The organism is Luteibacter sp. NPDC104163, assembly GCF_055584245.1.
The window spans coordinates 193300-216644 of the sequence record NZ_JBVJMK010000003.1 but is presented as its reverse complement, the minus strand read 5'-3'; the positions used below and the strand labels follow the sequence as shown (position 1 = coordinate 216644).

Genomic DNA, 23345 nt, shown 5'->3' with positions numbered 1-23345 from the left:
AATAGCACCCATGCCCCACGACCCGCGCGCCATCATCCATGTCGACATGGACGCTTTCTATGCGTCCGTGGAGGAGCTGGACGATCCCACGCTGGTTGGGAAGCCCGTGATCGTGGGCGGGCTGGGCCGGCGAGGGGTGGTTTCCACCTGCAACTACGAGGCCCGGAAATACGGCGTCCGCTCGGCCATGCCCACCTCCGAAGCCCGCCGGCGCTGCCCGCAGGCCGTCTACATCCATCCCCGGCACGACCGCTACGCGGCCATTTCGGCGGTGGTCTTCGACGTGTTCGCCGAGGTCACGCCGATGATCGAGGGCCTGTCGCTGGACGAGGCCTTCCTCGACGTCACGGGCAGCTTGCGGCTTTTCTCATCCATCGAGGCGATCGGTCGCAGGGTGAAGGAGACCATCCGCGAGCGCACCGGCCTGAACGCGTCCGTCGGCATGGCCCACAACAAGCTGCTGGCGAAGCTCGGCAGCGAGCTTTCCAAGCCGAACGGCTTCCTGCACATCCATGCCGACGAGGTACGCGGCTACCTGGACCCCCTGCCGATCGGGCGGATGTGGACGGTGGGCAAGGTGGCGGAGGAGGCCCTGCACAAGGTGGGGATCCGGACCATCGGCGACCTGCTGCGCGCGGATGCCTGGCGCCTGAACAAGGCGGTGGGCGAACGCCACGCCGCCACGCTTCGCCAGCTCTGCCTGGGCGAGGACAACCGCCCGGTGGTCACCGACGCGCCGGAGGTCTCGATCGGCGCAGAGTGGACTTTTGACGTGGACGTGGAGGACCTGCCGACCGCCGAGGCCTGGCTCCTGCGCCAGTGCGAGCGGGTCGGTGCACGCGCCCGCGGGCGCGAGGTGAAAGCGCGCACCGTGTCGGTGAAACTGCGCGAGCCGCCGTTTGTCACGCACAGCCGGCAGGCGCAGCTGCCGGTGCCGGGGAACGCGACCCCGGATATCTACGCCGTGGCACGGCGCTTGCTAAACGTCTGGTGGCACCAGCATCCGCGGCCTAAGTTGCGCCTGCTCGGTGTCACGCTTTCGGGCTTTGACGCGCGGCATGGCGACGAACAACAGGACATGTTCGCTGCACCATCCGGCGAAAAACGCTCCGATGGCGTGCAGGACCGCATCAATGAGCGCTTCGGAGCCGGGGCGCTGGTGAGGGCGGGCGTGCTGAAGACGCGTGGCCGGGAGTGACCCTACTGCGCTAATGTGTCCGTTTGTGACACGGAAGGTAAGTTTCGCGGGGTGCGGCCATGCCGCCCGTTATCGTCAACCGACAAAAGGCAGGATGGGTAGAACAGCTGATGGCTGACAAGGAAGATCCCAACGTGCGCTATCGCCACGCAAGGATGAAGGTACAGACCGCGGTGCTGATGAGCCGCGGCGGGGAAGCGCACCCCACCGAACTGATCGACATCTCCGCCACCGGCGCCTTGTTGCGCCGCCCTTCCGGCTGGCGCGGCGAGGCCGGCCAGACCTGGATCCTGGACATGGTGTTCGGGCACGACCTGCACATCAACGTGGAAGCCCGCGTCGTACGCGCCGGCGCCCGCCAGATCGGCATGGAATACTCACTGATCCCCGAGGACAAGCAGGCCCCGCTGTGGGAGCTGCTGGGCGGCTACGCCGACACCCTCGAAGCGTGGACTGACGAATAGCCGGACGCCTATCGCGCGCAAGCGCGCTCCCACAGGGTCATCGATACCGTTGGGGGTTATCGAGTTCCTTGTGGGAGCGCGCTTGCGCGCGATGCTCTCTGATCAGGCCTTGGCGGCCTTCTGCTTCGCGCGATCCTCATCCCGCAATTCGCGGCGGAGGATCTTGCCCACGTTCGTCTTAGGCAGCGAATCGCGGAACTCGATCTGCTTGGGCCGCTTGTAGCCGGTGAGCTTCTCGCGGCAGAACTCGCGGAGCGCTTCCTCGGTCAGCGACGGATCCTTGCGGACGACGAAGATCTTCACGACTTCGCCGGAATGCTCGTCGTCGACACCCACCGCGGCGACTTCGGCCACGCCGGGGTGGCTCATGACGATGTCTTCGATCTCGTTCGGGTACACGTTGAAGCCCGAGACCAGGATCATGTCCTTCTTGCGGTCGACGATATACAGGTAGCCGTTGGCGTCCATCTTCGCGATGTCGCCGGTGCGCAGCCAGCCGTTGGCATCGAGCACCTTGGCCGTCTCGTCCGGGCGGTTCCAGTAACCCTTCATCACCTGCGGGCCCTTGATGCAGAGCTCGCCGACTTCGCCGATGGGCAGCACCGTGCCGTCATCGGCCCAGATCTGCACGTAGGTCGAAGGGATCGGCAGGCCGATCGAGCCGTTGTATTCCTTCAGGTCGAGCGGGTTGATGCACGCGGCCGGCGAGGTCTCGGTGAGGCCGTACGCCTCGGCCAGCGTCACCCCGGTGGTCTTCTTCCAGCGTTCCGCCACGGCGCGCTGCACGGCCATGCCGCCGCCGAGCGACAGGTGCAGGCGCGAGAAGTCGAGTTCGGCGAAGCCCGGGGTGTTCAGCAGGCCATTGAAGAGCGTGTTGACGCCGGTGATCGCCGTGAACTTCTCCTTGCCCAGCTCCTTGACGAAGCCCTTCATGTCGCGAGGGTTGGTGATCAGCAGGTTCATGGCACCCATGCGGGTGAAGACCAGGCCGTTCGCCGTCAGCGAGAAGATGTGGTACAGCGGCAGCGCGGTGACGATGATCTCCTCACCGGCGGTGGCGGCGCCGCTGATCCATGCATCGGCCTGCAGCATGTTGGCGATCATGTTGCGGTGGGTCAGCATGGCGCCCTTCGCGACGCCCGTGGTGCCGCCGGTGTACTGCAGGAACGCGATATCGTCGTGGCTGACATCGACCGGGGGCAGGGGGTGCGCCTTGCCACGGCTGATGGCATCGTTGAATCGGGTCTGCTTCGGCAGCTTGAACGGCGGCACTTCCTTGCGGACGTGCTTGACCACGAAGTTGATGATGCTGCCCTTGGGGAAGCCGACCAGGTCGCCGACGCCGGTGGTGACGACGTGCTCCACGCGGGTGCCCGGCAGGGCCTCCTGCACGGTGTGCGCGAAGTTATCCAGGACGACCAGCGCCTTCGCGCCGGAATCCTCGAGCTGGTGGTGCAGCTCGCGGGTGGTGTACAGCGGGTTGGTGTTGACCACCGTGAGGCCGAGGCGCAAGGCGCCGAACAGGACCACTGGATACTGCAGCAGGTTCGGCAGCATGATCGCCACGCGGTCGCCCTTCTTCAGGCCGAGTTCCCCGGAGAGGAAGCCGGCGAAGGCGGCCGAAAGCTGGTCGATCTGCCCGTAGGTCAGTACCTTCCCGAAATTCTTGTACGCAGGGCGGTCACGAAATTTCTGAAACGATTCCTCGAAGACCGCCGCAACGGAGCGGTACGCGTTGACATCGATGTCGGCGGGTACGCCGGCCGGATAGTGGGCAAGCCACGGGCGCTCGTTGCTCATGTACGGGACGGACTCCTGAATGTGGGACGGATTGGAGCATACGCGCGCGTATAGCGGCAAGCCGCATCGCAGCGAGGCACAAAAAAGGAAAATCATGCAGCTACGTACGCTTTTGGCCACCTTACTCCTGATGAGCCTCGCCGTGCTCGCCGCGTGCCACCGCACGCCGGACGATGAGCAAATTCGCAAAGCGATTGCCGCGGCAGCGGCTTCCGCCGAGAAGGGCAGCAGCACGGCGACGGTGGCGGCCCTTTCGGACGACTTCGATGGCAATGCCGGGCAGCTCAGCAAGCGCGATCTGGCCAACCTCGTACGGGTGTTCGCCCTGCGCGGCGAGAAAGTCCACGCGCTCCTCGGCCCGGTCTCGGTCGAGGCGCGCGGCGAGCGCATGGTGGCGACGTTCACCGTCACGCTGACCGCAGGCTCCGGCGTGCTCCCGGACAACGCGGGCGCGTACCGCGTGGAGACCGGCTGGCGGAAAGACGGCGACGCATGGCACTGCATCACCGCCACCTGGACCCGCGCACTGTAGGGGCAAAAAAAAAGCCCGGTTTCCCGGGCTTTTTTCTTGTTACGCCGCCTTGGCGAGCTGGCGCAGCACGTACTGCAGGATGCCGCCGTGGCGGAAGAACTCGCGCTCCTTCGGGGTCAGGAGCAGCACCTTCACGGTGAACTCCTTCACCGAGCCATCCGGACGCGTCGCCTTCACCTGCGCGGTCTTCGACTCGCCGCCATTCAGGCCGGTGATATCGAACACTTCATCGCCCTTCAGGCCGAGCGTCTGCGCGTTCTCGCCATCCTGGAACTGGCAGGGCAGCACGCCCATGCCGACCAGGTTGGAGCGGTGGATGCGCTCGAAGCTCTCGGTGATCACGGCCTTGACGCCCAGCAGCAGCGTGCCCTTGGCCGCCCAGTCACGCGACGAACCGGTGCCGTATTCCTTGCCGGCCAGCACGACCAGCGGGGTGCCGTCGGCCTTGTACTTCATGGCCGCATCGTAGATGGCCATCTGTTCGCCGGTCGGGATGTACTTGGTGTAGCCGCCTTCCACGCCATCGAGCATCAGGTTCTTGATGCGGATGTTGGCGAAGGTGCCACGCACCATCACGTCATCGTTGCCGCGACGCGAACCGTAGGAGTTGAAATCCTTCGGCTCCACGCCCTTCGAGATCAGGAAGCGGCCCGCCGGGCTGTCCTTCTTGATCGAGCCGGCCGGCGAGATGTGGTCGGTGGTGATCGAGTCACCGAAGATGCCCATGGCGCGCGCACCGTGGATGTCTTCGATGGTGCCGGCTTCCTTCGACATGCCGTCGAAGTAGGGCGGGTTCTTGATGTAGGTCGAATCGTCCCACGCGTAGGTCTGGCCATCCGGCGAGGCGATCTGGTTCCAGCGGCTGTCGCCCTTGAAGACGTCGGCGTAGCTGTCCTTGAACATCTCCGGGCTGATGGCGCCGGCGATGAGGTCGGAGATTTCCTGGTTGCTCGGCCAGATGTCCTTCAGGTACACCGGCTGGCCATCGCTGCCCGTGCCGATCGCGTCGGTGGTCAGGTCGATGTTGAGCGTACCGGCCAGGGCGTAGGCGACCACCAGCGGCGGCGAGGCCAGGTAGTTCATCTTCACTTCCGGATGCACGCGGCCTTCGAAGTTGCGGTTGCCCGAGAGCACCGACGCCACGGCCAGGTCGCCCTCGGCGATGCCCTTGCTGATTTCAGCCGGCAGCGGACCCGAGTTGCCGATGCATGTGGTGCAGCCGTAGCCGACCACGTAGAAGTTCACCTTCTCGAGCTCTTCGAGCAGGCCGGTCTTCTTCAGGTATTCGGTGACGACGAGCGAGCCCGGGCCGAGCGACGGCTTGACCCACGGCTTGCTGGTGAGGCCACGAGCGGCAGCCTTCTTCGCCACGAGGCCGGCGGCGAGCATGACGGCGGGGTTCGAGGTGTTCGTGCACGAGGTGATCGCGGCGATCACGACCGAGCCGTCGTTGATGCGGAAGTTCTGGCCATCCTTGCTGACCAGCACGCCTTCCTCGTTGATGCCGTTGGCTTCGTTGCCGATGGCGGTGCCGCCACCTTCATTGCTGAAGCGCGAGGTGTCGCCGTTCTTGGTCTTGCGGTTGGCGGTCAGCGGGCCGACCACGTCGAGGAAGCTCTGCTTCACGCCTTCGAGCAGCACGCGATCCTGCGGGCGCTTCGGGCCCGCGAGCGACGGCTTGACGGTCGCCATGTCCAGCTCGAGCACGGTGGTGAACTCGGCTTCCGGCGTGTTGGCGTCGTGCCAGAGGCCCTGGGCCTTGGCATAGGTTTCCACGAGGGCGATCTGGCCTTCATCGCGGCCCGAGAGGCGCAGGTAGTTCAGCGCTTCCTGGTCGATCGGGAAGATGCCGCAGGTGGCGCCGTATTCCGGGGCCATGTTGGCGATGGTGGCGCGGTCGGCCAGCGGCAGGTTCTGCAGGCCGTTGCCGAAGAACTCGACGAACTTGCCGACGACGCCGAGCTTGCGCAGCATCTGGGTCACGGTGAGCACGAGGTCGGTGGCGGTCACGCCTTCCGGCAGCTTGCCGGTCAGGCGGAAGCCGACGACCTGCGGGATCAGCATGGACGACGGCTGGCCGAGCATGGCAGCTTCGGCTTCGATACCGCCCACGCCCCAGCCCAGCACGCCGATGCCGTTGATCATGGTGGTGTGCGAGTCGGTACCGAACACGGTATCCGGGTAGGCGAACGACTCACCGTCCACTTCGTTGGTGAACACCACGCGGGCCAGGTTCTCGAGGTTCACCTGGTGCACGATGCCGGTGCGCGGCGGCACGACCTTGAAGTTGTTGAAGGCCTTCTGGCCCCAGCGCAGGAACGAGTAACGCTCCTGGTTACGCTCGAACTCGATCTCGACGTTCTGCTCGAGGGCGCTCTCCGAACCGAACGCGTCCACCTGCACCGAGTGGTCGATGACCAGCTCAGCCGGGGCCAGCGGGTTGATGCGGTTCGGGTCGCCGCCGAGCTTCTTCACGGCATCGCGCATGGCGGCCAGGTCGACCACGCAGGGCACGCCGGTGAAATCCTGCAGCACCACGCGGGCCGGCATGAACGAGATCTCGGTGTCCGGCTCGGCCTTGGCGTCCCACTTGGCGACGGCCTCGATTTCCTTCGAGGTCACGTTCACGCCGTCTTCCTGGCGGAGCAGGTTCTCGAGCAGGATCTTCATCGAGAAGGGCAGGCGCTTCAGGTCGAACTTCTGGCCCAGCTTGGCCAGGCTGGCGATCTTGTGGCTCTTGCCGTTGACTTCGATTTTGTCTGCGACTGAGAACGAGTCTTTCATGCTGTACTCCTGGCGTGGCTTGCTTAGCTGGGGAGGCCGGGCAGCCCCCTGCGGGGCGTGCCAAAGGCGTTGATTATCGCGCAGTCTGCGGTGCGTATGCGACCGCCGTGAGACCTTGGGTCCGCTAGAATGGCCCGTCCGTGGCACACGCCGCGCGAAAATCGGCGGCAAAAGGATGAGGGTGGCGGCGGATGGGCGCAAACGCATTTGATGGCACGCAGCGTTCGATGATTTCGATGGCCCTGTCATCGGTGTCCCTGCGCGACCTCGCCCTGGTCCAGGCCGTGGCCCGTGAAGGCAGCTTCAACAGCGCCGCCAGGGCCATGTACATCAGCGCTTCGGGGCTTTCCCACCAGGTGCAGAAGGTGGAGCAGGCGCTCGGCATGCCCCTGTTCGAGCGGGGTGGGCGGCGCGTCGTGCCGACGACCGCCGGTCAGCGTCTGTTGGGTTATATCGAGGGCGTGCTGGCCGCGGCCGAGCACCTGGAGCATGCCGCCCGGGCCGGCGACGTCGCCTTTGGCGGCGAACTGCGCCTCGGCGTGCCGTCCACGCTGGGCCCGTACCTCCTGCCGCACGTCATCGAACCGTTCCCGCAGCGCTTCCCCGGGGCGCGGCTCACGATTTCGGAAGGCAAGCCGCGCGGGCTGCTACGCCGGCTGGCGGAAGGCGAGCTGGATGCCGTGCTGGCGCCGCCGAGCGCGACCGCGACCGGGCTGGAATCCACGGCCCTGTTCTTCGAGCCGTACGAACTGATGCTGCACAAGGGCCACCCGCTCGCCGGGGAGGCCCAGGTGGCGCTGACCGACCTGGATGCGTCGGATGCGACGCTGATGGCGGAGAGCCACGGCAACGGGGTGTCCGACCTCGGCATGCCCGGGGCGGCGCGGCCGGAGCGTATCCAGGATCTTTCCATCGAAAGCCTGGCCACCCTGGTGGCGCTGCGCGGCGGCTACACCCTCGTGCCGATCCTCGCCCACGAGCGCCTCCGCTCCATCCCTAACGTGGTGCTCGCCGGCGTCGCCGGTGCCCGGCCCGGCCGGCACATCGCGCTGTATTGGCGCAGCGCCTCGCCCTGGCGGGATGATCTGGCCGGCTTCGCCGAGCTGCTGCGCACGCTGGCCGGCACGATCCCCGGCCTCGACGCCGCGAGCTGAGCGGATCAGGTCAGAACCCGTTATCGAGGGTCGAGCCCGTCAGCAGCCCGCGCGCCAGCATGGCGGTCTGCTTGCCCTGGAACAGCATGTGCCACTGGCGGCCGCCGAGCTGGTGCCACAGCACCGCGGAACGCACGGCGGCAAGCAGCGAGGCGCGGACGCGATCGACATTGGCCTTCTGCTGCAGGTGGCTCGGATTACCCGTGACCATGACCCGCGGCTTCAGCGTCGACAGCGTGGTCGCATACAACTCGGCCAGACGCGCCGACACGTTCGGATGGGTGATGCCGAAATGCTCGACCTGGCGTTGCGCGGCAACGATGCCCTCGTGCAGGCGATCGAGCAGGGCGCGGTTGCGCGAGAGCGAACGCTCCAGGCGCAGCACGGTCACGCCCATGCGCATCACCGCGACGTCGCGGGTCTGTTCTTCGAACTGGTTCACCAGCGTACGCAAGCCGCGGCGCACGCCGGCCACGTTGCCGTAGACGCCCGCGACCGTGTCCGAATCGATGCGGAACACGCTGCCCAGGCTGGCCTCGTAAGCCACCTCGTCGCAGCGGCCCTCGTTTGCCAGCTGATGGGCCAGGGCGACGCCCTGGAAGACGCCGGCCAGGGCCAGGACGCGTTCTTCATTCATGACGACGATCTTTGCGAATTAATGTGGGAGCGCGCTTGCGCGCGATGCGGTGTGCGGTAGGGCGAATCGCGCGCGAGCGCGCTCCCACAGGGGTGATGTTCATTCGAGGCCACCATAGGCAGCATCGGTGCTTGCGATCACCGCACCGCCGAGGCACGCGTCGCCGTCGTACAACACGACCGACTGGCCGGGGGTGACCGCGCGCTGGGGCTCGTCGAAGGTGACGTGCAGCGTATCGCCGCGCACATCCACCGTGCAGGCCTGGTCGGCCTGGCGGTAGCGGGTCTTGGCGGTGCAGCGGAAGGAAAGGGCAGGTGGCTCGCCAGCGACCCAGGTGGCATCCGTCGCGAACAACCGCGTGGATTGCAGCCAGCGGTTCTCGCCACCCTGCGCCACGATCAGCGTATTCGCTGCGACGTCCTTGCCGACGACATACCACGGCTCGTTGGGCGCATCCGCGCGGCCGCCGATGCCGAGTCCGTTGCGCTGGCCCAGCGTGTAATACATGACGCCCTGGTGCTCGCCGACCTTGCGGCCGTCCGGGCCGACCATCGCACCAGGCTTCGCGGGCAGGTACTGCGCAAGGAACGCGCGGAAGTCACGCTCGCCGATGAAGCAGATGCCGGTGGAATCCTTCTTGGCCGCGGTCGGCAGGCTGGCCTCGCGGGCCATCTCACGCACCACCGGCTTCTCGATCTCGCCGACCGGGAACAGCGTCGCCGAAAGCTGGCGCTGGCCCAGCGCGTGGAGGAAGTACGTCTGGTCCTTCGCGGCATCCACGGCACGCAGCAGGCGGTAGCGGCCCTCATGGAAATCCACGCGCGCATAGTGGCCCGTCGCGATCTTCTCCGCGCCGAGGGCCTGGGCGTGCTCCAGGAAGGTCTTGAACTTGATCTCGCGGTTGCACAGCACGTCCGGATTCGGGGTTCGCCCCGCGGCGTACTCGGCAAGGAAGTGCTCGAACACGCCGTCCCAGTATTCACCCGCGAAATTGCGGGCGTGGAAGGGGATGCCGAGGCGCCCACAAACGGCCACCGCGTCGCGGCGGTCGTCGTCGGTGGTGCAGGGGCCGGAGCGGTCGTCCTCCTCCCAGTTCTGCATGAACATGCCTTCCACGTCGTGGCCGGCCTGCTGCAGGAGGATGGCGGCGACCGAGGAGTCCACGCCGCCGGAGACGCCTAGGATCACTTTCACGGACGCGACCCCGGAAGGAGGCTGGCCACGGTATCCAGGGGCAGGCGGCGGCCGTCTAGCCACGCGTCGATGGTTTCCAGGATCAACGGGCTGCGCAGGCGCGCGCCCAGGGCCTCGATCTCGTCGCGGCGCAGCCACAGGGCCCGGCGGATGCCGGTATCGAGCTGGCGGGTGGGGTCGTGGGCCACCGAACGGCCGCTGAAGCCGAAGCGGAGCACCTGTTCGCCGTGCTCGGGGCTCAGCCACTGCCAGACTCCCAGGAAGGCGTCCAGCTCGACCGTGTGCCCGGTTTCCTCCAGCGCCTCGCGGACGGCGGCGGCCTGCAGGGTTTCGCCCGGGTCCAGGTGGCCCGCGGGCTGGTTGTACGCCAGCTCGCCGAAGATCTCCTCTTCGACGATCAGGTAGCGGTCACCCTGCGCGACGACGCAAGCGACCGTCACACGGGGGCACCACACGTTTTCGGCCGGGGCAACGGTCTGGGTCATCTGACGAATGGGAGGGGGTGGCTCTGGAAAAAGACATATTGTGCCATCACCTGTGGAAATCGACCCCGAAAGGGCTCGAAATCCGGTGTATATAATCGAATCGCGTACCGAAGGTTCTCAATTAATGTCCCAGGAACACGAACACGATCAGGAAAGCGAGCGCGGACACGGCCTGGCCATCGAAACCGCTCGCCCCGAGACGGCGAAACCGCCGCTGTTCCAGGTCGTCCTGCTGAACGACGACTTCACGCCGATGGATTTCGTGGTCGAGGTGCTACGTAGCTTTTTTGGCATGGACCAGGAGCGGGCGGTCCAGGTGATGCTCCACGTACACACCAGGGGGAAGGGCGTGTGCGGCGTATTCACCCGCGAGGTGGCAGAAACGAAGGTGACCCAGGTCAACGAGTATTCACGGTCCCACCAGCACCCGCTGTTGTGCACTATGGAAAAGATGTAGCAGATCCCCCATCTGGAGTTCATGCGGCACTCACAAGGGCTAAGAACCCGCCGCCCACAGCTATCGGAGACGGTCCGTATGTTCAGCAAGGATCTCGAAGTCACCATTGGGCACTGCTATAAGCAGGCCCGGGAGCAGCGCCACGAGTTCATGACCGTGGAGCATCTCCTGCTCGCCCTCACCGAAAACACCTCCGCCCTGGCCGCCCTGCGTGCCTGTGGCGTCGATCTGCCGCGCCTCGCGGCCGATCTCCAGCGGATCATCGCTGAAACCGTCCCGGTCCTCCCCGCCGGCGACGAGCGCGACACCCAGCCCACGCTGGGCTTCCAGCGCGTCCTCCAGCGTGCGGTCTACCACGTCCAGTCCTCGGGCCGGAAGGAAGTGACCGGCGCCAACGTTCTTGTCGCGATCTTCGGCGAAAAGGACAGCCACGCCGTCTATTTCCTCCACCAGCAGGAAATTACGCGCCTCGACGTGGTCAATTACATCTCCCACGGCATCGCCAAGATCAGCGATGAGTCCGCGGCTGCTCCGTCCAGCGCCGATCGCGATGGCGAGGAAGGCGGCGAGGGCAAGGGCAACCCGCTCAGCGAGTACGCCTCCAACCTCAACGAGCTGGCCCTGCAGGGCAAGATCGATCCGCTGATCGGCCGCCAGGACGAGGTGGAGCGCACCATCCAGGTGCTCTGCCGCCGTCGCAAGAACAACCCGCTCTACGTCGGCGAAGCCGGCGTGGGCAAGACCGCGCTGGCCGAGGGCCTGGCCAAGCGCATCGTCGAAGGCCAGGTGCCCGAGGTGCTGGAAGACTGCACCATCTGGTCGCTGGACCTCGGCGCGCTGGTCGCGGGCACCAAGTACCGTGGCGATTTCGAGAAGCGCCTGAAGGCGGTCATCGGCCAGCTCAAGAAGCAGCCGAACGCTATCCTGTTCATCGATGAGATCCACACCATCATCGGTGCGGGTTCGGCGTCGGGCGGCACCATGGATGCCTCGAACCTGATCAAGCCGATGCTGGCTTCGGGTGAGCTGCGCTGCATCGGTTCCACCACGTTCCAGGAATTCCGCGGCATCTTCGAGAAGGATCGCGCCCTGGCCCGCCGCTTCCAGAAGATCGACGTGGTCGAGCCCACCGTGGCCGACTCCATCGAGATCCTGAAGGGCCTGAAGACCCGCTTCGAAGAGCACCACTCGGTGGAGTACACCGGTGAGGCCCTGCGTGCGGCGGTGGATCTCTCGGTGAAGCACATCCCGGATCGCCTGCTCCCGGACAAGGCCATCGACGTGATCGATGAGGCCGGCGCCCGCCAGCGCCTGCTGCCGGAAGAAGAGCGCACCGGCAAGGTCGACGTGGCCGAAATCGAATACATCGTGGCCAAGATGGCGCGCATCCCGGCCAAGCAAGTCTCGGCTTCCGACCGCGACGTGCTGCGTAACCTCGAGCGCAACCTGAAGATGGTCGTGTTCGGCCAGGATGCGGCGATCGAGGCCCTGTCCTCGTCGATCAAGATGGCGCGTTCGGGCCTGGGCGATCCGTCCAAGCCGATCGGCAGCTTCCTGCTCGCCGGCCCCACGGGCGTCGGCAAGACGGAAGTCACCCGCCAGCTCGCCATGCAGCTCGGTATCGAGATGGTCCGCTTCGACATGTCCGAGTACATGGAAGCGCACTCGGTGTCGCGCCTGGTCGGTGCGCCCCCGGGCTACGTAGGCTTCGACCAGGGTGGCCTGCTCACCGAGCAGATTACCAAGCACCCGCACTGCGTGCTGCTGCTGGATGAGATCGAGAAGGCGCATCCGGATGTGTACAACATCCTGCTGCAGGTGATGGATCGCGGCGTGCTCACCGATACCAACGGTCGCGAGGCGAACTTCAAGAACGTCATCGTGGTGATGACGACGAATGCCGGCGCGCAGCTGGCTTCGCGCCGCGGCATCGGCTTCGTGAAGCAGAACCACTCGCCGGATGCGATGGAGACGATCCGCCGCATGTTCACGCCGGAGTTCCGCAACCGTCTCGATGCTGTCATCCAGTTCAATGCGCTGGACTTCGACCACATCCTGCGCGTGGTGGACAAGTTCCTGATCGAGCTGGAATCGCAGCTGGCCGAGAAGAAGGTCAGCGTCGACGTGACGCCGGAGGCCCGTCGCTGGTTGGCCGAGCACGGCTTCGACCCGCAGATGGGCGCACGCCCGATGGCCCGCGTCATCCAGGACAAGGTGAAGCGTGCCCTGGCCGACGAGCTGCTCTTCGGCAAGCTCGCCGACGGCGGCAAGGTCACCCTCTCGGTGGACGGCGACGAGCTGCATGTGGAAACCGAGTCGGCCGAGCCGGCGACGGCGGAAGCGTAAGACTCAAGGTAGTGATAGAAAAAGGCCGCCCACTCGGGCGGCCTTTTTTTGCGGCCGTTTTTTGTGGGAGCGGGGGTGGGGGGGGGGGGGGGGGGGGGCACCCCCCCCCCCCCCCCCCCCCCGCTCCCACAAGAGCCGCCAACAAAAAAGCCGTGGCGCGAGCCACGGCTTTTTCTTCCGCGAAGCGGGCGGCGCCAGGCGCGCGCTTACTTCATGCGGTACGTGATACGGCCCTTGGTCAGGTCGTACGGGGTCATCTCGACCTTCACCTTGTCACCGGTGAGGATACGGATGTAATGCTTGCGCATACGGCCGGAGATATGGGCAGTGATGACGTGCCCGTTCTCGAGCTGCACGCGGAACATGGTGTTGGGCAGGGTCTCCTGGACCGTGCCTTCCATTTCGATGACGTCGTCTTTTGCCATGTGTTCCGGGTCGGAGTAGGGGCCGGCTCGGCCGGCATAAGTCCCCTATTATGCCATGCCCACCCCACCAAGGCCACCCGGGGTCTCAGCCCCCGCGGGAAGGTCAGGCGAAGTATTCGTTCAACTTGCCGCGGATCTCGTCTTCGATCTTGCCCTTGAACGCCGACAGCAGCATGCCGAGCTCGGCGGTCACGTGCACATCGGTGTCCGACACGGCGATCGCGCCCTTCACGCCCGAGCCCGAGAAGGCGTAGGCATTGCCGTCCCAGCCACCCTTCGTGCCGAATTTCTCGGCCATGCGGGCCGCGACCTTTTCCACCACGGCGCGGGCTTCCGCAGCGCTCTTGCCGTGCTCGCGACGGATATCGATCTTGGCCATGGGGGTATCTCCGCGAGAAAAGGGTGGGGCAGTCTAGCAGCCGGGCCGGCTGAACCGTATCGATCTCTTTGCGTTCAAATAGATACCGCACTCTGCTAAAGTCGCGTCGTCATCTGGCCGGTCCCTCCATGCGTATTGAATTCGTCAGCTCGGCTCGCGGTGATTTCCACTGGTCCCGGCCCGTGCTCACGATCGGCCGGGGCGAGGAGAACGACCTCGTCGTTTCCGAGGCCCAGGTCGCCGCCAACCACGTCTCCATCCAGCGCGACCGGCGCGGCATGGTGCTGGAAGTGGCCCCGGGTGTCGGCCGTGTCTACGTCAACGCGCGTCCGGTACGCGAGAAGGCGCTGCTGCGCCCCGGCGACAGCCTGTCGCTCGGCGATTGCCGCATGCTGATCCGCGATGATGACGACCTCGAGGCCCGCGAGCTGGTGGAGCCCACCGATGCGCGTTGCACGGCGGCGCTGCGGCCCGTGGCGGGCCCGCTCTCCGGTCGCCTGGTCGCCATCGGTGACCGCCTCGAGCTGGGTGCCACTCACGGTGCGTTGCCACTCGAATTGCCGGGTAACGACGCCGCGCTGCTCACCCTGGCGTGGGCGGATGACGAACTCATCCTCGATGCATCGCGCGTGCCCGCACGCCACGCCGTCCGGGTGAATGGTGTTCGCACCGTCCGTGCCGCGCTCCAGCCCGGCGACCAGATCGGCCTAGCTACGCATCGTTTCATCCTGGAAGCGCCCGGCTGGCAAGCCGAGCCCGTGGTAGTCCTGCCAGAACCCGAGCCGGAGCCCGAGCCGGAGGAGACCGTCGGTCCGCGCGGCGATGTGTGGTGGCTGATCCTCACCGCGGCGTTGCTGGCCGCTGGCATTGCCGTGGTGCTTTTCGCGCCGTTCTAGGCCCTCGTTTTGCCCGCAGGCGGCGGCATAATGCCGGTTCACCCATGCGAGAGGACGAGACGTGAGCAGAGCCTGGAATTTCAGCGCCGGACCCGCTGCGCTGCCGGAAGCGGTACTGAAACGCGCGCAGGCCGAGCTTCTCGAATGGAATGGTTCCGGAGCCTCCGTGATGGAGCTCTCGCATCGCGGCAAGCCGTTCATGGCGCTGGCCGCGGCCGCCGAGCAGCGCCTGCGTTCGTTGATGGGCGTTCCCGCGAACTACAAGGTGCTCTTCCTGCAGGGCGGTGCCACGCAGCACTTCGCGCAGATCCCGATGAACCTTGCCGGGCCGGGCGACCACGCCGATTACATCGTCACCGGCCACTGGGGCGAGAAGGCCGTGCGCGAAGCCGCGCCATATCTCGATGCGCGCGTCGCCGCTACGTCGGTGGCCGATAATTACCTGAAGCTGCCGCCGCGCGATACGTGGCAGCTGAGCGACGGCGCCGCCTACGTGCATTACACGCCGAATGAAACCATCCACGGGGTGGAATTCCACGACGTGCCCGACGTGGGCGACGTGCCGCTCGTCGCCGACATGTCATCGAACATCCTCAGTGAACCGGTCGATGTATCGCGCTTCGGGCTGATCTACGCCGGTGCGCAGAAGAACATCGGCCCTTCGGGTCTTGTCGTCATGGTGATCCGTGACGACCTGCTGGCGCGTGCGGGTCGGCCCATGGCCAACATCTTCCGGTACGCCGAGCACGCGAAGAACGATTCGATGCTCAACACGCCGAATACCTGGGGCTGGTACCTCGCCGGCCTGACCTTCGAGTGGCTGGAAGCGCAGGGCGGTATCGCTGCGATGGGTGAACGCAACAAGGCCAAGGCCGCGTTGTTGTACGACGCCATCGATGGTTCCAGTGGTTACTACCGCAGCCCAGTCGATCCGGCGTCGCGTTCGCGCATGAACGTGCCATTCACCTTGCACGATAGCGCGCTTGATGCCGATTTCCTCCGCGAATCCGAGGCCGCTGGCCTGCTCGCGCTCAAGGGCCACAAGGCCGTGGGCGGCATGCGCGCATCGCTCTACAACGCGGTTCCGATCGAAGCGGTCGAGGTGCTTGTGAAATTCATGCGGGACTTTGCAGCGCGGCACGGTTAAAGTCGGGGATCACCGCACTGCAACATCGTTTTTGCGGTGATAACTGTTTCATTTGCAACCACTTAGCCGCCTGGACGTTCATGAGTAAGAGTAGTCCCACCGACAAGCAAGCCACGCTGGGCGAGGCGCGCCAGCGCATCGACAGCATCGACCAGCAACTGCAATCGCTCATCAGTGAGCGCGCCCGTTGGGCACAGCAGGTCGGCCGGGCCAAGGGCCCGTTGAAGGCGGCGGTGGAGTATTACCGACCCGAACGGGAAGCCCAGGTACTACGTGGCGTCATCGATCGCAACGACGGCCCGCTGCCGAACGCGGAACTGGTACGCCTGTTCCGCGAGATCATGTCGTCGTGCCTTTCGCAGCAGCAGCCGTTGAAGATCGGCTACCTCGGTCCCGAAGGCACCTTCAGCGAACAGGCCGTGCGCAAGCAGTTCGGCCACGCCGCCTACGGCCTGCCGCTCGGCAGCATCGAGGAGGTATTCCAGGAAGTCGCCGCTGGCAACGCCGATTTCGGCGTGGTGCCGGTGGAGAACTCGGGGCAGGGCATGATCCAGATGACGCTGGATATGTTCCTCACGTCGAAGGCGACCATCTGCGGCGAAGTGGAACTGCGTGTCCACCAGAACCTGCTTTCGCTCACGGGCGAGATGAAGGACATCAAGCGGATCTACTCGCACCCGCAATCGCTGCAGCAGTGCCAGGCATGGCTGCGCGTGAACCTGCCGAACGTCGAGCGCATCGCGGTTTCGAGCAACGCCGAAGCCGCGCGCATGGCAAAGCTTTCGCCGGAATCCGCCGCGATCGCCGGTGAATCCGCGGCGCGCGTCTACGGGCTGAAGATCATCGCTGGCCCGATCGAGGATCGCAGCGATAACACGACGCGCTTCCTCGTCATCGGCCGCACGATCTTCCCGCCGTCGGGCAACGATCGCACGTCGCTGCTCGTGTCCGTGCGCGACAAGCCCGGCGCGCTGTACGACGTGCTCAAGCCGCTGGCCGAGCACGGCATCAGCATGAACCGCATCGAGTCGCGACCCGCGCACACGGGCAAGTGGCAGTACGCGTTCTTCATCGATGTCTCCGGCCATGTCGAAGACCCGGCCTTGCAGGCCGCGCTGGACGAGATGAAACCCGCCGCCGCCGATGTCCGCGTGCTTGGCGCCTACCCCGTCGCCCTGCCATGACCGCCGCGTTCGATGCAGCCACGCTCGCCAACCGGGCGACGTCGGCCCTGCGTGCCTACGATCCCGGTCACGACCTTCCCGCATTGCGCAAGCGCTTCGGCGCGGTGCTCTCCGAGCTGGGTTCCAACGAGAACCCGCTCGGCCCGAGCCCGCAGGCAACGCGCGCCGCCACCCGCGTGCTGGAAGACATCTGGCGTTATCCCGATCCGCTCGGCGCGGCCCTGAAGCAGCGCCTTTCCGGCGAGCTCGGCGTGCCCACCAGCGCAATCACGCTGGGTAACGGTTCCCACGAACTGCTGATGCTGCTCGCGCAGTGTTTCGCCGATGCGGAACACCCCGTGGTGCATTCGCAGTACGGCTTCGCGGTGTTCCCGATCGCGGCGGCCGCGGCGGGTGCCCCTGCGATTCGTGTGCCGGCGTTGCCCGCGGATCATCCGTCGGCGCCGTACGGCCACGATCTGCCGGCGATTGCCGCGGCGGTCACGCCAGACACGCGGATCGTCTACCTCGCTAACCCGAATAATCCGACTGGCACATGGTTCACCGATGCCGAGCTGGAGGCCTTCCTCGAGAAGGTGCCGGCGGAAACGCTGGTCGTCGTCGACGAGGCGTATCACGAGTACGTGGATGCGGCTGGCCTCAGCACGGCGCTGCACCTGCTGGGCCGGTTCCCGAACCTCATCGTGACGCGCACGTTCTCGAAGGCGTACGCGCTGGCGGGGCTGCGCATTGGCTACATGCTCAGCCATCCGTCGGTCGCCGCGGTCGCGGAGCGCCTGCGTGAATCGTTCAACGTCAACGGCGTGGCCCTGGCCGCGGCCGAAGCGGCGCTTGGAGATCACGAGCATCGCGCGCGCGTTCGTGAAGCCAACCATCGCGACCGCGCATGGCTGGCCGACGAGCTAACGGCGCGCGGCCTCCGCGTGCTGCCGTCGCAAACCAACTTCCTGCTCGTCGACCTGGGCCGGGATGCCGCTGAGTTCGAGAAGCACCTCTTCGAAGCTGGCGTGATCGTCCGCCCCATGGGTGGCTACGGCCTGCCGCACACCGTGCGCATCAGCATCGGCAGCCGCGCCGAACTGAAGCGCCTCCTGGAGAACCTGCCATGACCTCCCTGGCCTGGACCAGCCGCTCGGGTGGCCCGATCAGCGGCGAACTCGTCGTCCCCGGTGACAAATCCGTATCCCACCGCGCGCTGATGTTCGGTGCGCTTGCCGAAGGCGCCACCCACATCCGCGGTTTCCTCGAGGGTGAAGACACGCGAGCCACGGCGGCGATCCTCGGCAAGCTGGGCGTGCGCTTCGAAACGCCCGCGCCCGGCGAGCGCGTGGTACATGGCGTGGGCCTGCATGGCTTGCGTGGCAGCAGCGAGCCGCTCGACTGCGGTAATGCCGGCACCGGCATGCGCCTGCTCGCCGGCTTGCTGGCGGGGCAGGGCTTCGATTCGACCCTGGTGGGCGATGCATCGCTCTCCGGCCGGCCGATGCGCCGGGTGACGGATCCGCTCGGCGAGATGGGCGCGCAGATCGATACGAACGATGGCAAGCCACCGCTGCGTATCCACGGCGGCCGCAAGCTCAAGGGCATGACGTACAAGTCGCCGGTCGCCAGCGCGCAGATCAAGTCGGCGCTGCTGCTCGCCGGCCTCTATGCGGAAGGCGAGACGGAAGTCATCGAGCCGCACCCGACGCGTGACTACACCGAGAGCATGCTGAAGGCCTTCGGCTGGCCCATCGAATACTCCCCGGGCCGCGCGAAGGTCAGTGGCGGGCACGTCCTGCGCGCCGTCGACGTCGACGTTCCGGCGGACTTTTCCTCCGCGGCGTTCTTCATCGTCGCCGCGTGCATCGTGCCGGGCTCGCACCTGCGCCTGAAGGGCGTGGGCCTGAACCCGCGCCGCACCGGCCTGCTCGCCGCACTGGAGCTCATGGGTGCGGATATCGCCGTGGAAAACGAGCGCGAGAGCGGCGGTGAAGTCATCGCGGATCTCGTCGTCCGCCATCGCCCCCTGCACGGCGTGGCGCTGCCGCTCGATATCGTGCCGGACATGATTGACGAGTTCCCGGCGTTGTTCGTCGCAGCGGCATGCGCCGAGGGCATGACGACAATCCGCGGCGCGGCCGAACTGCGGGTGAAGGAGTCCGACCGCATCGCCACCATGGCGCACGGCCTGAAGGCGTGCGGCGTGCTGATCGACGAGCTGCCGGATGGCGCGATGATCCGTGGCGGGACCATCGGCGGTGGCACGGTGGACAGCCACGGCGACCACCGCATCGCCATGAGCTTCGCCATTGCCGGGCTGGTCGCGACGGCGCCCATCACCATTGGTGATTGCGCCAATGTGGCGACCTCGTTCCCCGGGTTTATCGAGTTGGCGAACGGCGTGGGTTTCAACCTGGCCGTCGCACCCTGACATCGCGCGCAAGCGCGCTCCCACAACAGCCTCGTTCGTGCTGCGCTGTCGTGGGAGCGCGCTTGCGCGCGATAGCCCCGGTTTCGCATCAGAGCCCGGCACGGAACGGCCCGCGCCCGCGACAGCCCCGCGCGCCGCGCCCATAATGGGCCTATCGCCCAGCCCCGGACCGCACCGCATGCGCCCCAAGACACCCCCCTTCGTCGTCGTCGTCCCGGCTCGATACGCTTCCACGCGGCTGCCGGGCAAGCCGCTGCTTCCGATCGGCGGTGTGTCGATGGTGCGCCGAGTGGCCGTGCGTGCCGCAGCCGCCGGTGCGGCCCAGGTCGTCGTGGCCACGGATGACGACCGCGTCGCCGCCGAAATGCGCGGCTGCACGGGCGACATCCTGGTCTGCATGACCCGCGAGGACCACGCCTCCGGCACCGACCGCATCGCCGAGGTCGTCACCCACTTCGGCTGGCCCGAGGACACCGTGGTCGTGAACCTGCAAGGCGACGAGCCGTTCGCCCCGGCCGCCGGCATCCGGGCAGTAGTGGACACCCTCGCCGGTGATGAGGCCCCCATGGCCACCCTGGCGACGCCGCTCACCGACGCGGAGGAGCTGTTCGACCCGAACATCGTGAAGGTGGTCCGCGGTGGCAACGGCCGCGCCCTGTACTTCACCCGCGCTCCGGCGCCCTGGGCGCGCGATGCGTTCGCCCGGGATCGCCATCGGCTCCCGCCCGAGGTCCCGTTCCTCCGCCATATCGGCATCTATGCGTACCGGGCGGGCTTCCTGCGCCGGCTGGCCGCGCTCCCGCGGACCCCGCTGGAGCAGGCGGAATCTCTGGAGCAGCTGCGGGCGCTCGAGCACGGCCATGCCATCTCGGTCAGCCTGACCCCTGAGCCGTTCCCGCCCGGCATCGATACCCCGGAAGACCTGGCCAGGGCCGAGCGCTGGTTGGAAGAAAGCGGAGCGTTGTAGGCATTGCCTGACAATGGGCAGCGGGCGCCGCCTACGGAATGAGCCGGAATCCGCCGGGCGCGCCTACACGGGCGCCGCCGTAACCTATCCCTGTCGCCAAGAACTGCTCACGGACGAGGGCGACACCCCCAAGGAAGGCCCCGCGCCGGCATGGTCCCCCTCCATGCCGGCGTTTTTTCATTCGCGGTTGCCCATCAGCGGCTAAAATAGGCTGATGGAGCACACCGAGTCGCACCCGTTCGATGGCAAGGCCTTCGTTCGCCACCTGACCACGTCCCCCGGCGTCTATCGGTACTTCGATGCCGAAGGCGAGCTGCTGTACGTGGGCAAGGCCGCCAACCTCAAGAAGCGCGTCAGCAATTATTTCCTGAAGCCGCCCATGGATCCGCGCATCGCCTCCATGGTGTCGCAGATCGACCGCGCGGAAGTCACGCTGACCCGTACCGCCGGCGAAGCGCTGCTGCTCGAATCGCAGCTGATCAAATCGCTGAAGCCGCGTTACAACATCGTCCTGCGCGACGACAAGAGCTACCCCTACATCTACCTGTCGGGCGGGGAGGACTACCCGCGCCTGGCGTTCCACCGCGGCGCGAAGAGCGGCGTCGGCCGTTACTTCGGCCCGTACCCCAGCACCTTCGCCGTGCGCGAGAGCCTGGGCCTGATGCAGAAGCTGTTCAAGGTGCGCCAGTGCGAGGACAGCTACTTCAAGAACCGCTCGCGCCCGTGCCTGCAGCACCAGATCGGTCGCTGCAGCGCGCCCTGCGTGCAGCTGATCAACGTCGAGGATTACAAGAGCGACGTGCGCCACGCCGAGATGTTCCTCGAGGGCCGCAGCAGCGCCGTGATCGACGAACTGGCGCAATCGATGGAGAAGGCCAGCGCCGCGCTGAACTTCGAGCGCGCCGCCAACCTGCGTGACCAGGTAGCCGCGTTGCGCAAGCTGCAGGCCCAGCACTTCGTGCAGGGTGCCAGCGCCGACATGGACGTCATCGCCTGCTGCCTCGAGGGCGGCATGGCCTGCGTCAGCGTGCTGTTCTTCCGCAACGGCGTCAGCCTGGGCTCGCGCGACTTCTTCCCGCGCCTGCCCACCGACGCCTCGGTGGGTGACGTGCTCGCCCAGTTCATCGCGCAGTACTACCTGGAGCGCCAGGTGCCGCGCGAACTGGTGCTGAGCGACCCGGTGGAGGACATGGAGATCCTGGCCGACGTGCTCTCCCAGCACGCGGGCTATGCCGTGCAGCTCAAGCCCAGCGTGCGCGGCGATCGCGCACGCTTCCTCGAGATGGCCCAGCGCAACGCCAGCGCGGCGCTCACCTCGCGCCTGGCCAGCCGGCATACCTTGCTCGCCCGCTTCGACGACCTGCAGAAGGTGCTCGAACTCAGCGAGCCGCCGCGCCGGATCGAGTGTTTCGATATCAGCCACACCCGCGGTGAGGCGACGGTCGCATCGTGCGTGGTGTTCGGGCCGGAAGGGCCGGAGAAGTCGCACTACCGCCGCTTCAACATCACCGGCATCACGCCGGGCGACGACTACGCGGCCATGCACCAGGCCCTCACGCGCCGCTTCAAGAAGGTCGTGGAGGGCGGGGTGAAGCCTGACATCCTCCTGATCGACGGCGGGTTGGGCCAGGTGGCCCAGGCCATCGACGTGCTCCGCGAACTCGGCGTCGAGGGCATCCGCGTGGTCGGCGTGGCCAAGGGCCCGGGCCGCCGCGCGGGCGAAGAAACGCTGATCCTTGCGGAGAGCGGCAAGACCCTGCACCCCGGCACGTCGTCCCCCGCACTGCACCTCGTGGCGGCCGTTCGTGACGAGTCGCACCGTTTCGCGATCAGCGGACACCGCCGCAAGCGCGAGGCGGCCCGTGAGCGCAGTACCCTCGAGGACGTAGCCGGCGTCGGCGCGCGTCGGCGCGCGGCCCTGCTGAAGGCCTTCGGCGGCCTGTCCGGCGTGGAAGCGGCGGGCGTCGAGGAACTCATGAGCGTCAAGGGTATTGATCGCGGCCTCGCGGAACGCATCTATGCCATGCTGCACCCCTGATCGAACGGAAGCGCCTGCCATCGCGGCGCCTCCCGCAACCGGCTGAATCCATGCGTATCAACCTGCCAACCTGGCTTACCCTTTTCCGTGTGTTGCTGCTGCCGGTGATGGTGGTCGTCTTCTACCTGCCATTCCGCTGGGCGAACCTCGTTGCCGCGGTCGTCTTCGTGCTGGCCGCGTTCACCGACTGGCTGGATGGCTACCTGGCCCGCCGCCTCGACATGACCTCCGCCTTCGGCGCCTTCCTCGACCCCGTGGCCGACAAGCTGATGGTCGCGATCACCCTGTTCCTGCTGGTGCAGTCGGCACCGACCGGCTGGCCGGGGATCCTGCTGGCGATTACCGCCGCCGTGATCGTGGGCCGTGAGATCAGCGTCTCGGCCCTGCGCGAGTGGATGGCTGAGATCGGCGAGCGTTCCAAGGTGAAGGTCGCCTTCCTGGGCAAGCTCAAGACCATGATGCAGATGGTGGCCCTTGTGACCCTGCTGCTGCAGCACGATGCTGAAACCCTGCGCTATTACCACATTGGCGAGGCACTGCTGGTCGTGGCGGGCATCCTCACGATCTGGTCGGGCCTGGATTATCTGCGGGCCGCATGGCCCGCCCTGCGCGGGGATGCGCCGGGTGTGAAAAAAAGCGAAAAGAATCCGCTGCAAAACAGTTGACACATGAGCCCAGATCCCTAAAATAGCCGGACTACGACGCGGGAATAGCTCAGTTGGTAGAGCACGACCTTGCCAAGGTCGGGGTCGCGAGTTCGAGTCTCGTTTCCCGCTCCAGATTTCCACAAAGCCTCGGGTGACCGAGGTTTTGTTTTTTAAGCGCTATGCGGATACTCTCCGCGT

21 protein-coding genes and 1 tRNA gene are annotated in these 23345 nt (G+C 66.4%); 15 read left to right on the top strand and 7 right to left on the bottom strand.

Annotation, left to right across the window (positions count from 1 at the left end; all coding sequences use genetic code 11):
• Window positions 1-10: 10 nt before the first annotated feature.
• Both dinB and ACZ6YI_RS05810 read left to right on the top strand, forming a co-directional pair.
• Complete coding sequence (gene dinB, locus ACZ6YI_RS05815; RefSeq protein ID WP_465777822.1) at window positions 11-1198, top strand: DNA polymerase IV; 1188 nt, start codon at window positions 11-13, stop codon at window positions 1196-1198.
• Between the two features lie 110 nt (window positions 1199-1308).
• Window positions 1309-1662, top strand: coding sequence for a PilZ domain-containing protein (locus ACZ6YI_RS05810; protein WP_465777821.1), 354 nt, complete (start codon window positions 1309-1311; stop codon window positions 1660-1662).
• A 102-nt stretch (window positions 1663-1764) separates the two neighbouring features.
• On the opposite strand, the gene ACZ6YI_RS05805 is transcribed toward ACZ6YI_RS05810, so the two are convergent.
• On the bottom strand, window positions 1765-3462 hold the full coding sequence (locus ACZ6YI_RS05805) for an AMP-binding protein (protein WP_465777820.1): 1698 nt from the start codon (window positions 3460-3462) through the stop codon (window positions 1765-1767).
• A gap of 94 nt (window positions 3463-3556) precedes the next feature.
• Here ACZ6YI_RS05805 and ACZ6YI_RS05800 point away from each other — a divergent pair, with 94 nt between their 5' ends.
• Complete coding sequence (locus ACZ6YI_RS05800; RefSeq protein ID WP_465777819.1) at window positions 3557-3994, top strand: hypothetical protein; 438 nt, start codon at window positions 3557-3559, stop codon at window positions 3992-3994.
• A gap of 39 nt (window positions 3995-4033) precedes the next feature.
• Here the strand turns inward: ACZ6YI_RS05800 and acnA are convergent, their stop codons facing one another.
• Entirely contained in the window at window positions 4034-6778 is a 2745-nt protein-coding gene (gene acnA / locus ACZ6YI_RS05795) for an aconitate hydratase AcnA (protein ID WP_465777818.1), read from the bottom strand.
• 227 nt (window positions 6779-7005) lie between these two features.
• Between acnA and ACZ6YI_RS05790 the strand changes: the two genes are divergently transcribed.
• Entirely contained in the window at window positions 7006-7932 is a 927-nt protein-coding gene (locus tag ACZ6YI_RS05790; protein WP_465777817.1) for a LysR family transcriptional regulator, read from the top strand.
• Window positions 7933-7942: 10 nt separating this feature from the next.
• Here ACZ6YI_RS05790 and hflD read toward each other — a convergent pair whose 3' ends face one another.
• From hflD to ACZ6YI_RS05775, 3 genes are all read right to left on the bottom strand, one after another.
• Window positions 7943-8569 (bottom strand): high frequency lysogenization protein HflD, encoded by a 627-nt coding sequence (gene hflD / locus ACZ6YI_RS05785; protein ID WP_465777816.1) that lies wholly within the window; start codon window positions 8567-8569, stop codon window positions 7943-7945.
• Between the two features lie 99 nt (window positions 8570-8668).
• On the bottom strand, window positions 8669-9763 hold the full coding sequence (gene mnmA, locus ACZ6YI_RS05780; RefSeq protein ID WP_465777815.1) for a tRNA 2-thiouridine(34) synthase MnmA: 1095 nt from the start codon (window positions 9761-9763) through the stop codon (window positions 8669-8671).
• A complete protein-coding gene (locus tag ACZ6YI_RS05775) occupies window positions 9760-10248 on the bottom strand; it encodes an NUDIX hydrolase (RefSeq protein WP_465777814.1) in 489 nt (162 codons plus the stop codon). Before ACZ6YI_RS05775 ends, mnmA begins: the two co-directional genes overlap by 4 nt.
• 124 nt (window positions 10249-10372) lie before the next feature.
• Between ACZ6YI_RS05775 and clpS the strand changes: the two genes are divergently transcribed.
• Complete coding sequence (clpS, locus tag ACZ6YI_RS05770) at window positions 10373-10705, top strand: ATP-dependent Clp protease adapter ClpS (RefSeq protein WP_139980993.1); 333 nt, start codon at window positions 10373-10375, stop codon at window positions 10703-10705.
• 78 nt (window positions 10706-10783) lie between these two features.
• Complete coding sequence (gene clpA, locus ACZ6YI_RS05765; RefSeq protein ID WP_465777813.1) at window positions 10784-13051, top strand: ATP-dependent Clp protease ATP-binding subunit ClpA; 2268 nt, start codon at window positions 10784-10786, stop codon at window positions 13049-13051.
• 206 nt (window positions 13052-13257) lie between these two features.
• Here clpA and infA read toward each other — a convergent pair whose 3' ends face one another.
• Together infA and ACZ6YI_RS05755 are read right to left on the bottom strand one after the other, a co-directional pair.
• The gene (gene infA, locus ACZ6YI_RS05760) at window positions 13258-13476 is read right to left on the bottom strand and encodes a translation initiation factor IF-1 (protein WP_019466733.1); all 219 of its coding nucleotides are present in this window, start codon (window positions 13474-13476) and stop codon (window positions 13258-13260) included.
• 103 nt (window positions 13477-13579) lie between these two features.
• The gene (locus tag ACZ6YI_RS05755) at window positions 13580-13855 is read right to left on the bottom strand and encodes a polyhydroxyalkanoic acid system family protein (RefSeq protein ID WP_440326061.1); all 276 of its coding nucleotides are present in this window, start codon (window positions 13853-13855) and stop codon (window positions 13580-13582) included.
• Window positions 13856-13983: 128 nt separating this feature from the next.
• Between ACZ6YI_RS05755 and ACZ6YI_RS05750 the strand changes: the two genes are divergently transcribed.
• From ACZ6YI_RS05750 to ACZ6YI_RS05710, 9 genes are all read left to right on the top strand, one after another.
• On the top strand, window positions 13984-14751 hold the full coding sequence (locus ACZ6YI_RS05750; protein WP_465777812.1) for an FHA domain-containing protein: 768 nt from the start codon (window positions 13984-13986) through the stop codon (window positions 14749-14751).
• A gap of 61 nt (window positions 14752-14812) precedes the next feature.
• Complete coding sequence (gene serC / locus ACZ6YI_RS05745; protein ID WP_440326058.1) at window positions 14813-15898, top strand: 3-phosphoserine/phosphohydroxythreonine transaminase; 1086 nt, start codon at window positions 14813-14815, stop codon at window positions 15896-15898.
• A gap of 80 nt (window positions 15899-15978) precedes the next feature.
• Window positions 15979-17082 (top strand): prephenate dehydratase, encoded by a 1104-nt coding sequence (gene pheA, locus ACZ6YI_RS05740; RefSeq protein ID WP_440326056.1) that lies wholly within the window; start codon window positions 15979-15981, stop codon window positions 17080-17082.
• Window positions 17079-18191, top strand: coding sequence for a histidinol-phosphate transaminase (gene hisC / locus ACZ6YI_RS05735; protein ID WP_465777811.1), 1113 nt, complete (start codon window positions 17079-17081; stop codon window positions 18189-18191). The genes pheA and hisC overlap by 4 nt, the downstream gene beginning before the upstream one ends.
• Window positions 18188-19495 carry a 3-phosphoshikimate 1-carboxyvinyltransferase gene (gene aroA / locus ACZ6YI_RS05730; protein ID WP_465777810.1) on the top strand — a complete coding sequence of 436 codons (1308 nt, stop codon included), beginning with the start codon at window positions 18188-18190 and terminating at the stop codon, window positions 19493-19495. The genes hisC and aroA overlap by 4 nt, the downstream gene beginning before the upstream one ends.
• Window positions 19496-19673: 178 nt before the next feature.
• The gene (gene kdsB, locus ACZ6YI_RS05725; RefSeq protein ID WP_465777809.1) at window positions 19674-20462 is read left to right on the top strand and encodes a 3-deoxy-manno-octulosonate cytidylyltransferase; all 789 of its coding nucleotides are present in this window, start codon (window positions 19674-19676) and stop codon (window positions 20460-20462) included.
• Between the two features lie 214 nt (window positions 20463-20676).
• Window positions 20677-22500, top strand: coding sequence for an excinuclease ABC subunit UvrC (gene uvrC, locus ACZ6YI_RS05720; RefSeq protein WP_465777808.1), 1824 nt, complete (start codon window positions 20677-20679; stop codon window positions 22498-22500).
• A 50-nt stretch (window positions 22501-22550) separates the two neighbouring features.
• Window positions 22551-23165: a CDP-diacylglycerol--glycerol-3-phosphate 3-phosphatidyltransferase gene (gene pgsA / locus ACZ6YI_RS05715; RefSeq protein ID WP_465777807.1), complete on the top strand. Its 615-nt coding sequence runs from the start codon at window positions 22551-22553 to the stop codon at window positions 23163-23165.
• Window positions 23166-23203: 38 nt separating this feature from the next.
• Window positions 23204-23279 (top strand) — tRNA-Gly (locus tag ACZ6YI_RS05710).
• Window positions 23280-23345: the final 66 nt, after the last annotated feature.